Here is a 14,182-nt window from a genome sequence, read left to right on the forward strand (position 1 = left end):
CGCTTCCGCATAGCATTTCTAATCAAATTCTAATCTTAATCAGAAATAAGCTTAATCTTCGCCACGTACTTTTGAGACTTTACAAATTGGTATTAGGTCTTGAAAACATTATACATCATGCTCTTATCCGGCATACTCTTTTCGCAAGTCGGGCGAGCTCAAACCTTTTCTTTGGAGGAGTTGGAGGCTGCTTTTTTGCAGAACAATTATATGCTGATTGCCTCGCGATTCCAAGTCAATCAGGCGGATGCCGAGATCGTGCAGGAAAAGCTGTGGGACAATCCCACACTAAGTATCAGCGAGGTCAATCTTTGGAGCAATCGCACCAGTGAGCAGTTTGCTCGGCTATTTGGCAATTACGGCCGCACGCAACAATTTGCAATAGATCTGGAGCAATTGATTGAGACGGCAGGCAAACGAAAAAAACGCGTAGCGATTCGTTCGCTCGAAAAGAATAATGCCGTATTTGAATACGAAGAGGTGATGCGTGAGTTGCGCAAAGACCTGCGACAAGCCTACGATGAGTTATACGTAATCAACCATGATCTCGGTAAGCTGCAAGAGTCAGTGACCGTGTTTGCCAACCTAAGCGAAACGTTTAAAAAGCAGGCAGCCAGTCAAAATATTTCGAAAGCAGATTGGTTGCGCGTGCAGTCCGAGCTAGTCACGATGGAAAAAGAGCAAGTGGATTTGCAAGCTGAATTGATCGAGGCAATCGGGGTGATTCAAGCATTGACCAGTATGCCCGGTATGAGCATCCAGCAACTCTCATTTGCCGATATGCCACAGCGGCTCAACCGCAGCGTGCCTTTAGACACGCGAGCTATGGCCTTTGAAAATAACTTAGGCATCAAGAAACAACAAAATCAACTTCTAATAGCTGATAAAGAGCTGGAGCTCGAGTTAGCTAATAGAAAACCAGATCTTACTGTTGGGATAAACTACGATCGCGGTGGAAATATTATGCAAGATTTCTTTGGATTGGGTGTGAGTATGGATCTCCCCATATTCAATCGGAATAAGGGCAATATCAAGGTGGCTCAATATCAGATTGAAGAGCAGCGTGCCAATCGCTCCGCGATTGAAATCGCTTTGGATACACGGCTAACAAGTCTCACCGCACAGTTGGTGCAATACCGACAAACGCTCGATCGCTGGTCTGCCATGGATGTAGAGGCAGAAAGCAAAATGTTAGAAAATTATCATAAAAACATGCTTTCCAAGCAAATTACCCTGCTCGAATTTATTGACTTTACGCAAGCTTGGCGCGCATCGTACCAATCGATGTTGGAGATACAGAAAAATTATTTAAACACATACGAAGAATTACAATTTGTCGTCGGCAATGACTTTTAGCACCATGAATAAGCACATCACGCACTACTTAATTTTGGCCAGTATGGCTCTTTCTGCTTGTGGATCGACTACAAGTACCAATGGAGAAAATGAGCAAATGCCAGATTCGACGCAGTCGTATTGCCTCAACGAACAACTGCGTGGCAGCACCGCTATTCTGGAAGTGCTAGAGCGCCCGGTAACTGAGCAATTGGCACTTTCTGGAAAGATAGCGTACAATGAAAATGACTTGGTCGCCTTTCAAAGTTTACTGGTCGGAACGGTAGATCAGGTACGGTTTGAGTTGGGAGATTTTGTACGCAAAGGGCAAGTACTTGCTACTGTCAAATCCAATGATATCCAAGATTTGGTGCAGCAGCGTCGTTCCTTGCAAAGTCAGATTCAATTGCTTAAAAATCAGTTGCAGACTAAACAAGAACTGTTGGAGGATGGTCTTGCCTCTAAGCCCGAAGTCTTGGAAGTGGAAAACGAATTGGCTACAGCACGTATTGAGTTGGATCGCGTAACACAATCGTTGCAGCTTTTTAGAGCGGAAGGATCTGGGACTTTTCAGATTCTGGCACCGAAGGATGGCTACATCATACAAAAGGCGATTAGTGCGGGACAAAGTATTACGGAAGACAATGAACCACTTTTTTCCATATCAAACTTGAAACAAGTATGGGTGATGGTCAATATTTACGCGCGCAATCTACGTTTCGTCAATACCGGCGATGCCGTAAAAGTGCGTACCGTAGCATATCCCGATCAATTATATACAGGCAAAATTGATAAGATTTATCATGTGTTTGATAATGAAGAACATGTCCTAAAAGCACGCGTCGTGTTGGAAAATCAAAACCTAAATCTGATGCCGGGACTTAGTGCTGATATCATCATTGATCGCAAGAGTTCAGCCGAAAAAGCGTTTGCCATTCCGAATGCCGCCAAGGTTTTTAGCAACAATAAAGAATACGTGGTGATTTACAAAGGTGATTGCCAACTTGAAGTGCGGCAGATCACGCAAATTGCTAGCAATGAAGAATATACTTACGTGAAGGAGCGATTTGCACCAGATGAAAAAGTAATTGGATCAAATGCCTTATTGATCTTCGAACAGCTAAAATAAAAGTTACCCATGAAAAAGTTCGTACAACAAATAGTTACCTTTTCACTGCGTAACACCACACTTGTTTTATTTGGCACGATGCTACTGCTTTTTGCAGGTGTCTACGCATTGCGCCATACACCAATAGAAGCTTTTCCCGACGTCACGAATACACGTGCGCGCATCATCACGCAATGGCCTGGCCGAAGTGCAGAGGAGATGGAAAAATTGGTGACTTTGCCTATCTCGAAAGAGATGAATAGTATTCCCAAAAAATCGCATATTCGCTCGATTTCTTTGTTTGGACTTTCAGTCGTTACTGTGCAGTTTGAAGATGGGGTGGATGATTTTTATGCGCAGCAGTATGTGGCCAATAAGCTCAATGGTGTCAATCTGCCGGACGATGTAGATGCAGAGATTGAACCGCCTTCTGGTGCCACCGGCGAGATATTTCGCTATGTCATCAAAAGCGATCTACCGATCAAAGAGGTTTCGGCCATCCAAGATTGGGTGATTGAAAGAGAGCTTTTAAGCGTATCCGGTGTAGCGGATATTGTGAGTTTTGGAGGTGAAGAGAAGATCTATGAAATCAAGATCAATCCCACCGAATTAAAAAACTTTGATCTATCCCCACTGGATGTGTACGAAGCAGTAGCACGCTCTAATATTAATGTGGGTGGTGATGTGATCCAGCAAGGCGATCAAGCCTATGTGGTGCGCGGTGTTGGACTTCTAGATAAGATCGAAGATATTGGTAATATCACTATAAAACTCAATCGATCTACCCCTGTATTAATCAAAAACGTAGCCGAGGTCGTGATTTCAAACAAACCTCGATTAGGACAAGTGGGCTATAATGACGAAGATGACTTGGTTCAGGGTATTGTCATTATGTTGCGTGGTGAGAATCCGAATGAAGTTATCGAACGATTGAAAACCAAGATCGAAGAACTCAATACGCGAATCCTGCCAGAAAACGTAAAATTGGAAACGGTCATAGACCGAACCAAACTGGTCGATAATACCGTAAATACGGTATCACGAAACCTGATTGAAGGCGTCTTATTGGTTTCACTGATCGTATTTATTTTCTTGTACAATTGGAAATCAACGTTTATTGTGGCCTCCGTGATTCCTCTGGCGTTCTTGTTTGCCATCATCATGCTCAAAATCCAAGGATTGCCGGCCAATCTGATTTCGATGGGATCGTTGGATTTTGGACTCTTGCTGGAAGGTACGCTGGTGATTGTAGAAACGGTATTTGTGGCATTGGCAACGGTGTCACACCAAGTGGGCAAAGAACGATTTGCCAAAATGAGCAAAATGGGAATTATTAAGAAAAGCGCCGGTAGCGTGGCGTCCTATATTTTCTTTGCTTTGCTGATTTTGATCGTAGCCTTGCTTCCCATTTTCTCTTTCCAAAAAGTAGAAGGCAAGATGTTTTCGCCTTTAGCATTTACATTGGGATACGCACTCTTTGGTTCTTTGCTATTGAGCTTGACCTACGTGCCTGCCATGTGTAAGTTATTATTTACGAAAGATATAGAGGAGAAAGAAAATGCAATTACGCGCTTTTTCCAACGAAATATCTATGGCATGTATGCCGCAGCATTTCGCTATAAAAGGGCTACTATTGCTATATTTATTGGTATCTTGAGCATTTGTGTGTTGAAGTTTATGCATTACGGATCCGAATTTTTGCCACAGCTGAACGAAGGTGCGATATATATCCGGGCAACACTGCCAAATAGCATTAGTCTCAAAGAATCTACGCGCTTGACCAAAGAGATGAAACAGATGATGCGCGAAAGCAGTAATGCGATCGACTTTATCTTGACGCAAACGGGTAGACCCAATGATGGTACCGATCCAACCGGATTCTTCAATATAGAATTCAACGTGCAACTGAAGGATGAAGGAGAGTGGGACCGAGGCGTATCCAAAGAACAGATCATTCAAGATCTACGCGAAAAACTCAACCGATATCCCGGAATTAATTTTGGCTTTAGCCAACCGATTCAAGATAATGTGGAAGAATATGTCGCCGGCGTGAAAAGTTCGTTGGTGATCAAAATCTTCGGTGATGATCTGAATGACTTGGAAAGCTATGCCAATCAGGTTGCTGCTTCGATCGAAAAGGTACAAGGCATAACGGATATCAACGTGTACAAAAACATTGGACAGCCAGAGTTGCGTATACAGCTGCACGATTCCGAAATGGCCAAATATGGTGTGTTTACCGATGATGTACAAGCGGTGATTGCGATGACCATTGGTGGACAGGCAGCCACCAAATTCTACGAAGGAGATCGGCAGTTCGATGTGGTATTGCGTTTTGAAGAAGGCTATCGTGATACACCAGAAAAAATTCGCAACATCTTGATTCCGACCAGTAACGATCAAAGTATTCCGCTGCAAGAGATTGCGACGGTAGATTATCATACTGGTCCGGCATTTATTTACCGAGAAGGCAATAGTCGCTACATCGGTGTCGGGTTTAGCATTGAAGGGCGCGATCTGGGTAGCACCATCGAAGATGCCAAACGCGTTGTGGCGAATGAGGTGAAATTGCCGAAAGAAAATCATATGGAATGGGCTGGTGAGTTTGAAAGTAAAGAGCGCGCCGCGCAACAATTGGGATTAGTGGTGCCTGTATCACTAGTGCTTATCTTATTGTTACTGTACTTCAACTTTGGAAATTTTACGGATACTGCGGTGGCCGCGTTGACTTTGCCATTTGCATTTATTGGTGGTTTTATCTCGCTATGGGTTACCGGTACCATCTTTGGAATTTCAGCTGGAATAGGATTTATTATTTTATTTGGCGTTGCCACAATCGATGGTATTGTGTTGATCGGTGTGATACGAGATAATTTAAATCGTAAATACAGTCTTATCGAAGCCATTCAGCAAGGAGTGCGTAGTCGTATTCGTCCGGTCGTGATGATTGCTTTAATGGGTTCCATGGGTTTACTTCCTGCCGCGTTATCTACAGGGATGGGATCTGAAATCCAAAAGCCTTTGGCAATTATGATCGTAGGAGGTTTATTAATATGTCTTGTTCTTTCGTTCACCATTTTACCGGTCGTTTTCTATTTTGCGCATCGGAAAACTCACCGGTAAAACGGGCTATGTCTAATGATTTTGCTATCTTTGAGTTGATTACAAAAAAGATACTATGTCATCTAAGATTATTTATACAAAAACAGACGAAGCGCCCTTGTTGGCCACTTATTCATTCCTGCCAATTGTACAAGCATTTGCCAAAACTGCTGATATCGAAGTCGAATTAAAAGACATCTCGTTAGCAGGTCGAATTTTAGCTCACTTCAACGACTCTTTGTCCGAAGATCAAAAAACGGCTGATGCATTAGCAGAATTGGGGCAGTTGGCTACAACGCCAGAAGCGAATATCATCAAGCTACCTAATATTTCTGCTTCAGTGCCGCAGCTTAAAAGTGCGATCGCTGAATTGCAAAAAGCGGGCTATGCTGTTCCAAATTATCCAGACTCTCCGAAAAACGAAGAGGAGAAAAATATAAAAGCAACCTATTCAAAAGTATTGGGTTCTGCTGTAAATCCGGTCCTTCGCGAAGGTAATTCTGACCGTCGCGCACCAAAGGCGGTAAAGAATTATGTAAAAGCCAATCCGCACCGTATGGGCGCTTGGTCTAACGAGAGCAAGACGGAAGTGGCTTCTATGTCTGAAGGAGATTTCTATGGTTCAGAAAAATCGTTGACACTCGATAAAGACACCGAATTTAAGATCGAATTTGTCAACTCTGCTGGTACTGCGCAAGAACTAAAAGGTTTTGCTAAGCTGAAAGCTGGTGAGATCATCGATGCTTCGGTGATGAGCGTTTCCAAATTGAAAGTATTCGTACAAGCTGCAATCGCAGAAGCTAAGGCTTCTGGCGTATTGTTATCTGCACACTTGAAAGCAACGATGATGAAAGTGTCTGACCCGATCATCTTTGCGGCAATTGTAGAAGTTTACTTCAAAGATGTATTCGATCAATTTGGATCTCTATTCGCAGAGTTAGGAGTAAATACCAATAATGGACTGGGCGAAGTGTATAGTAAAATTGCCGGTCACGCACAAGAGGATGAGGTGAAAGCCGCTATCGAAGCAGCAATCGCAGCAGGACCTGATTTGGCGATGGTGAATTCGGATAAAGGAATTACCAACTTACACGTACCTTCTGATGTGATTGTAGATGCATCTATGCCAGCGATGATTCGTATTGGTGGCAAGATGTGGGACAAAAATGGTGCGGAACGCGATACATTAGCGATCATCCCAGATCGTTCGTACGCTGGAGTTTATAAAGCTGTTATCGAAGATTGTAAAGCCAATGGGGCATACGATCCGACCACGATGGGATCTGTTCCAAATGTTGGTTTGATGGCGCAAAAGGCAGAAGAATACGGATCGCACGATAAGACTTTTCAAGCAACAGAAGAGGGAACTATCCGTGTGGTAAATAATGAAGGTGCAGTGCTATTGGAGCAAGCTGTTGGGGAAGGTGATATCTTCCGTATGAGCCAAACCAAAGATGCTCCTGTACAAGACTGGGTCAAATTAGCCGTAAATCGTGCTAGATTGTCTGACACACCAGCAGTATTCTGGTTAGATAAAGATCGCGCGCACGATCGCGAGATCATCGCGAAAGTAGAGCGTTACTTAAAAGATCACGATACGAGCGATGTGGACATTCGTATCCTAGCACCAATCGAAGCGACTAAATTTTCGGTAGAGCGCATTCGCAAAGGAGAAGATACCATTTCCGTAACAGGTAATGTATTGCGTGATTACTTGACAGATTTATTCCCAATTCTAGAGTTAGGAACTTCTGCGAAAATGCTTTCTATCGTACCATTGATGAACGGTGGTGGATTGTTTGAAACTGGAGCAGGTGGTTCTGCGCCAAAGCATGTAGAGCAATTTGTCACAGAAGGATACCTACGTTGGGATTCACTGGGTGAATTCCTGGCATTGCAAGCTTCATTTGAGCATGTAGCGCAAACGCAGGATAATAAAAAAGCACAGGTATTAGCAGATGCGTTAGATCAAGCAAATGCGAAATTCTTGGCCAATGATAAATCACCTGCTCGTAAGGTTGGTCAATTAGATAACAGAGGATCGCACTTCTACTTGGCAAGTTACTGGGCTGAGGCGTTAGCAGCACAATCTGCTGATGCTGAGTTAGCGGAAAGTTTTGCGCCAGTAGCAAAAGCGCTAGCAGAAAAAGAATCACAAATCAATCAAGAGTTGATCGATGCGCAAGGTAAAGCACAAGAGATCGGTGGCTACTACTTCCCGAAAGACGAATTAGCAGCTCAAGCAATGCGCCCTTCAGCGACGTTGAATAAGACCATTGATGCTTTGTACAATAGTGCTTCTAATTCACAGCAACTGGTGACAGGCTAGTACTGAATTTTAGTAGTATAAACAAAGAACGCGGTGATAATCACCGCGTTTTTTTATTTACGGGATTTTTAAATTCATTAATCTGGTAAAATTTGTATATTCGAGCAAATTTTATCTAATTATGAGAAAACTATTATTAACTATTTCTGCAATCGCGGGTTTCGCTGTGTTAGGTACAGCACAAGAATTTGAATTCAAGAAGGGGGATGTAATTTTGGAAGGGAGTTTAGGTGCTTTTAGTGCAGATCACAAAAATGCCAATACTAAAACAACTGAATTCAGTTTCTACCCCAAGGCAGGATTTTTTGTTACAAATAAATTTGCGGTTGGTATCGACCTCAATGTTGCATCTAGTACGCGGAAAGCTAATTTAGATTCACCTGTGGAAGAAACGAATAAGTCAAATACTTTTGGTGTCGGGGCCTTCGGTAGATATTACTTTTTAGAAGTAGGGTCTCGATTTAAAACCTACACAGAATTCGGAGCGAAGTATTTGACTAGCCGCAGTCGTATTGAGTCGCAAAGCTTTGAAAATGTAGATGCAAGATTTAATGGTTTTAATGTCAATGCAGGTATTGGTGCTAATTTTTTCCTAACGGAAAAAATTGCTATTAATTTTATGTTTGCTGATGTACTTCAATACCAAACACAGAAAGAGAAATCACCTGACTCAGAAAGAGATTCTTCTTTTTTAGCGAATATCAATAATTTTGGTAATTTCTTCTCGACAAGTAGATTCGGTTTGACATTCAAACTATAGTATTTCTGATAGTATACAAAAGAAAATACAGGTTTAACAGCTTATAAAACAACAAGCCCGGCCATTGGCCGGGCTTGTTTTATGTAATACTAGTAATCAGAATCCTAATATCCCGGATTTTGAGTTAAGGTTGGCGAACCATTAATGACGCTCAAATCAATTTGATTCTGCGGAATAGGGAAATAGTTCGTGCGCGATATCGCCGTAGCGCCGCGTACATCGGTGGTGATTCCTCCCTCGTAATTGTAGAAGGTATTCATCGATGTTTGCAACATTCCCCAACGGGATAAATCGAAGAATCGGTGACCTTCCATCGCTAACTCTAGCTTGCGTTCGAAATAAATCGCTTTAAGTGCAAGATCAGTTGATGTAAAATAGCCTGCTGGATATTCATTAATCAAATAGTTTGCCGCAGGAGTAGTATTAAATCCGGCCATTGGCGCACTATTATTAATATAGCTATACAGCCAGCCAGACGGTGTAGCAGCGCGCGCTCTGACGCGATTCACGTACGTTTGTGCTATTGGCAGCGCGCCGTTTTGTGCCTGTGCTTCGGCAGCCATCAACAATACATCTGCAAAGCGAATAACCAACACATTGATCGCTGTGCCCGGAGCCCAAGAACTCTGATCGGAATACACATCCTGTGTAGCTTGCCAATAAATATTCTTTTTGTTGCTGTAGGGTCCGGCGCTCGATTGCTCGCGAATCCAACGACGACCTGGGTGCAATCCCCAATCGTGGAATGGAATTCCACGTCTTCCTACGGTCCAATCCAACCTTGGATCTACCGTAGTAGCATCAGGTGTAAAAGCGGCATCAGAAGCAATATTCATATCGCTGGCAATTGCGGTACTGTTATAATCATCCAGATAAGGCAATCCGGTGGTTGGCGAAGTACGGTACGAGTTTACCAGATCCTGCGTAGGCTGATAAAAACCACAACAGCGGAATGGACTTTCATACGGGAAGTTCAAACGACCGCCAGAGTTGGCAAACGTAATGGAGTTCGTTCCATCGTTGGCCACCATTTGTATGGCAAATACCGATTCGGCATTGTTTTTAGTAGCGGCATCAAAGTTGTTTCTAAATGGTACAAGATCATACTTCAGTCCATTGCTGGTCACACCATTGTTTATCACATCTGTAAAAACGGTAGCAGCTTCTGGGAATTTCTTCTGATACAGCAAGGTTTTTCCCAAATACGCACCGGCAGCCCATTTGTTTACACGACCCACTTCGCTTTGCGTCGCAGGAAGATTTTCAAACGCATATTCAAAATCGGCCTGAATTTGAGGCCAAATATCGGCTGTATTAGGCGCATACAAAGTTTCGCTCGTCTCATCGATCCAAGGCACTTGATTAAACATTTTTTTGAGGTCAGAGTAGAAGTGCGCGCGTAAAAAACGGGCTTGTGCAGCAATTTCTAAGCGTTCTTGATCGGTAAGATCTTGTGCTAAGCCTAAGAAGCGTAGCGTCTGATTTGCTCTGCTGATACCCTCAAAAGATGATTTCCATTTGTTGTTGAAAAAACCATTACTCGCATCGAATGATAGGCGCGCAATCTGATTGATAGCAGGCTGATCACCACCATCACTACCTTTGTGTGCTTCGCCACTGGCTACACTGCCATAAATCCAATTGTCTGGCGATGATTCCCAAGGGCCACCACCACCTAAGCCATCGTCATCTCGCGATGCGGCTAGGGCAGAGTAGGTACCAGTAAGTAAAGACATCACACCGACTTTGTTGCTCAGTTGGTCTTCGGTAAGCTCCCCAAGAGGAGGTTGTTCTAGGAATGATTTGCTACAGCCTGAAATAAGTAGGCTACCACATAATCCCCATTGTATAATCGTTAGCAGTTTCGTTTTCATAATGCCTAGTTTTTAAAATCCAACATTCAAACCAAATAAAATCTGACGTGGTGTGATGTACGTACCTTGGTCAATTCCAAATGCGGTAGTAGAGCCAGAGATTTCTGGATCTGGACCGGTGTATTTGGTAATCGTAAATAGATTGGCGGCCTGTACATACACTCGTACGCGTTTGAGGCGTGCTCTAGTCAACCATTCCTCTGGTAAGGTATAACCAATAGCCGCATTACGTAAGCGTAAGTAACCGCCTGGCTCTACAAAGTACGAGTTAGGAACATTCTTGGTACTGGTATATCCATCCAATTCCTGAATTGGTGCTTTCGCATTCATGTTTTCAGGTGTCCAGGAATTGTATACTGCGGTATTACTATTTGCACTACCGTTGAATGAAGAATAGAAATCGGTGTACCAACGTACATTGTTCCAAATATCATTGCCGGCTACCCCGTAGAAGAACGCCGTGAAATCCCAGTTTTTATAAGTCAACCCAAGGTTCAATCCATAACTCATGGTTGGATTGGGGTTGCCTAACACAGTACGGTCACTCGCATCGATAATGCCATCGCCATTAGTGTCCGCATAACGGAATCGACCTACGCCAATATCTGTTTGGTAAACGGCTTCTGGATTTCCTGAAACTTGTCTAGCACCAGCATTGGCCGCGTTCACTTCCTCTTGTGAGTTCCAGAATCCATCAACTTGGTATCCGAAGAAAGATCCCATCGGATTGCCCACCGAGTTGCGTACCACATAGTTACCATTGTAGCGGTATTGCGTACCAATTACGTCGAAGTAATTGCTGTTTTGCGAAATACTCTCAATATTGTTTTTATAGGTTGTCAATGTTCCAGTTGTAGTTAACTTCAAGTCCGGGCCGAGATCAAAGTTTCCGGTGATTGCAAGATCCAAGCCCGAGTTTTTCATGCGCGCTACGTTAGTAAATGGTTGCAATGCACGACCTGCTGTTCCAGGCAATTCTGGATTGTACAAAAGGTCGTCTACCACCTTACTATAGTAATCAACATTCAACTCCAAGCGAGAAAATAATGTGGCATCGAAACCAATATTGGTGTTGATGTTTTTCTCCCAACGGGCATCTGGATTACCGATACGGAATGGTTGAATACCTAAAGCGGTACTGTTACCCGATCCGGTGATATCATAATATGAACCACGGCGCACGCCCACGAAAGTGTTGTACGCGTTACGAGAATTCACGTTAAGTTGATTACCCATGACACCGTATCCACCTCGAATTTTGAAATCGTTCAACCAGTCTTTTGCTCCGGCCATAAATTCCTCGTCAGATACGCGCCAGCCCGCACTTACTGCCGGGAACCACCCCGACTGATTGTTTAAGAATTTTGAGGAAGCATCGCGACGTAAGGTTAATCCCAATAAGTATTTCTGCTTAAAGTTGTAATCTACTCGACCGATATAAGAGAAAAGGGTAGAAGCATCCCTTGCCGATCGTGCAGTTTGTGCACCAAAACCAGTACTTAAATCTACGAAGTCACGATCAAAAGATACATATCCTTGTGTAGTGGCTTCCATAAATCGGAAGTTTTCTTGGAATGATTCTGTTCCTAATACGACTGAAATGTCATGAATATTGTTGAAGTTTTGCTTGTAGTTAATCGTGTTTGTCCAAGTCCAGTTCCACGCATTGATCGCATTTTCAGTATACGCATTGGCCACCTCATTCTCTAAGTTTTCATACTGCGGGAATACGAAGCGTTGTGTGTTTCCTGAAACGATTTCACCTCCAAAAACGGTTCTTGCTGTGAAGTTTTTCCAAAGATCTACTTCTGCAAATACATTACCGATTACGCGGTTGTTTTGGCTGCGGTTATTGCGCATACGATCTTGCATCGCTACAGGGTTACGTGCATTACCGAGTGCACCACCGGCAGTTCCAGCATAGTTACCCATAATATCGTATACTGGAATAATCGGTGCTTGTCTGAAACTCATACCAATGGCATTTCCTTCATCCAACTCTCCAATACCATCATTTCCAATTCCACCAGATAATGATCCTTCACCACTTTGAGGCGAGCGACGCAAGGAATACGTGATGTTTTCCCCTACGCGGATGCGGTTTCCAATTTTGTAATTGGAGTTGGCACGTACCGTGTAGCGATTCATAAACGTGTTTTTCAAAACACCTTGCTGATCGAAATAATTCGCGGAGAATAAGAATGCTCCCTTTTCGTTACCGTGGCTTACCGCAATATTGTGGCTCATAATGGGCGCATTGCTAAAAATCTCATCAGCCCAATCTGTACCAGCGTGATTAGCCTTATTGATCCGATAAAAATCGCCCGCATTTCTATCGAAAAAGTTTGGATTTACATTATACAGAGCTGGGTTCACACGCGGATCACCTTCCATCGCACCTTGTGGGGCAATATAATCAGGTAAGCGTGGATCTGCGCCAGTGCCATACAAATCATTTCCGACAGGTACACCACTGTTACGCTGTGCTTGGAAAGTCAAGCGCGCGTTGTCTAATGGTGTGGCGATATCCCAGATATTTCCCGAAATGGGGCGTTGACTGCCGTAAAACATATCGTAATTCACACGAACTTCACCATCTTGTTTCCCTTTTTTTGTGGTGATGATAATTACCCCATTGGCGGCACGTGCTCCGTAGATAGAAGCAGAACCGGCATCTTTCAACACCTGCATCTGCTCGATATCATTCGGGTTCAAATCCACAATATTCTGAATCGGGATTCCATCTACCACGTATAGCGGTGAGTTGTTGCCAAATGTATTAATACCACGAATTCGCACTTGTGGCTCACGACCGGGTTGCCCAGAACCGATTACCGTAACACCAGATGCCTGTCCTTGCAATTGGTTGTTGATCTGACCCGATGGTTGACGGTTCATTTCCGAAACGTTCACCACAGAAACTGCACTGGTCAGGTCTTTACGTCGTTGTAAGGCATATCCCGTTACGACGACTTCGTCCAGGTTACTGGTAGATTCGCTCAATTGCACGTTATAATTATCCGTTGCGGATGTTACGGGTATATCTTTTTGTGTGTATCCGATGTATTCGAAGGTAAGCACATCACCACTTTTGGCGGTGATCTCAAAGCTGCCATCTTCTTCTGTGCGCGTACTTACATTCGTGCCTTTCACGGTGATGCCTACGCCTTGGATGCCTTGCTTACTGGTCGCATCTACTACTTTACCGCGGATGGTACTTTGTGCTGAAGTGCGGAGAAGTAGAATTTTCTCGTTTTCTAATTTGTATTGCACCTGGAGGTCTGCTTGTATTTGATTCAATAGCTGACCAAGTACCCAGTCGGTTGTTTTCAGGTCGAGCATGCGCGTCGTTTGCAAGACTGATGGACTGTAAACAAATTTGATTTCTGTCTGCTTTTCGATCTCATTAATTGTGCGTTGCAAACTGATTTTTTTCTCTGTCAAGGTCACTTTTTGATGCGTTGGGTTTTCGCTCTCCGCAGCCTGTGATTTTGCCCCGACCACCAGCGCTAAGAATAGCAAGCCGCAGCGGAGGGCTTTTCTATTCATGGCGTTCACTTTGGAACTGTATTTTGTGAGGTTCATAATTCTGGGTTTTAGTGTTTACCAATTGGTTTTTTCGAGCAGATGTGCATCTGTTCGTTCAGGTTGTTGTCGGCAGATCAGAAGGTTGC

General features: G+C 43.5%; 7 protein-coding genes. 5 read left to right on the forward strand and 2 right to left on the reverse strand.

Annotated features, from left to right (window positions below):
• The first annotated feature begins 117 nt into the window (after positions 1–117).
• The 5 genes from DC487_RS02160 (at position 118) to DC487_RS02180 (ending at position 8,634) form a co-directional block, all read left to right on the forward strand.
• Positions 118–1,356 (forward strand): TolC family protein, encoded by a 1,239-nt coding sequence (locus DC487_RS02160; protein ID WP_116774308.1) that lies wholly within the window; start codon positions 118–120, stop codon positions 1,354–1,356.
• Positions 1,357–1,360: 4 nt separating this feature from the next.
• Positions 1,361–2,464 carry an efflux RND transporter periplasmic adaptor subunit gene (locus tag DC487_RS02165; RefSeq protein WP_165798999.1) on the forward strand — a complete coding sequence of 368 codons (1,104 nt, stop codon included), beginning with the start codon at positions 1,361–1,363 and terminating at the stop codon, positions 2,462–2,464.
• Between the two features lie 9 nt (positions 2,465–2,473).
• Positions 2,474–5,566, forward strand: coding sequence for an efflux RND transporter permease subunit (locus tag DC487_RS02170; protein ID WP_116774310.1), 3,093 nt, complete (start codon positions 2,474–2,476; stop codon positions 5,564–5,566).
• Positions 5,567–5,621: 55 nt separating this feature from the next.
• Positions 5,622–7,874 (forward strand): NADP-dependent isocitrate dehydrogenase, encoded by a 2,253-nt coding sequence (locus tag DC487_RS02175; RefSeq protein WP_116774311.1) that lies wholly within the window; start codon positions 5,622–5,624, stop codon positions 7,872–7,874.
• Positions 7,875–7,995: 121 nt separating this feature from the next.
• Entirely contained in the window at positions 7,996–8,634 is a 639-nt protein-coding gene (locus tag DC487_RS02180) for an outer membrane beta-barrel protein (protein WP_116774312.1), read from the forward strand.
• 104 nt (positions 8,635–8,738) lie between these two features.
• Here DC487_RS02180 and DC487_RS02185 read toward each other — a convergent pair whose 3' ends face one another.
• Positions 8,739–10,508, reverse strand: coding sequence for a RagB/SusD family nutrient uptake outer membrane protein (locus DC487_RS02185; protein WP_116774313.1), 1,770 nt, complete (start codon positions 10,506–10,508; stop codon positions 8,739–8,741).
• Between the two features lie 12 nt (positions 10,509–10,520).
• Entirely contained in the window at positions 10,521–14,093 is a 3,573-nt protein-coding gene (locus DC487_RS02190) for a SusC/RagA family TonB-linked outer membrane protein (RefSeq protein WP_116774314.1), read from the reverse strand.
• Positions 14,094–14,182: the final 89 nt, after the last annotated feature.

Source organism: Sphingobacterium corticibacter (assembly GCF_003076635.1).
Taxonomy (GTDB): Bacteria; Bacteroidota; Bacteroidia; order Sphingobacteriales; family Sphingobacteriaceae; genus Sphingobacterium; species Sphingobacterium corticibacter.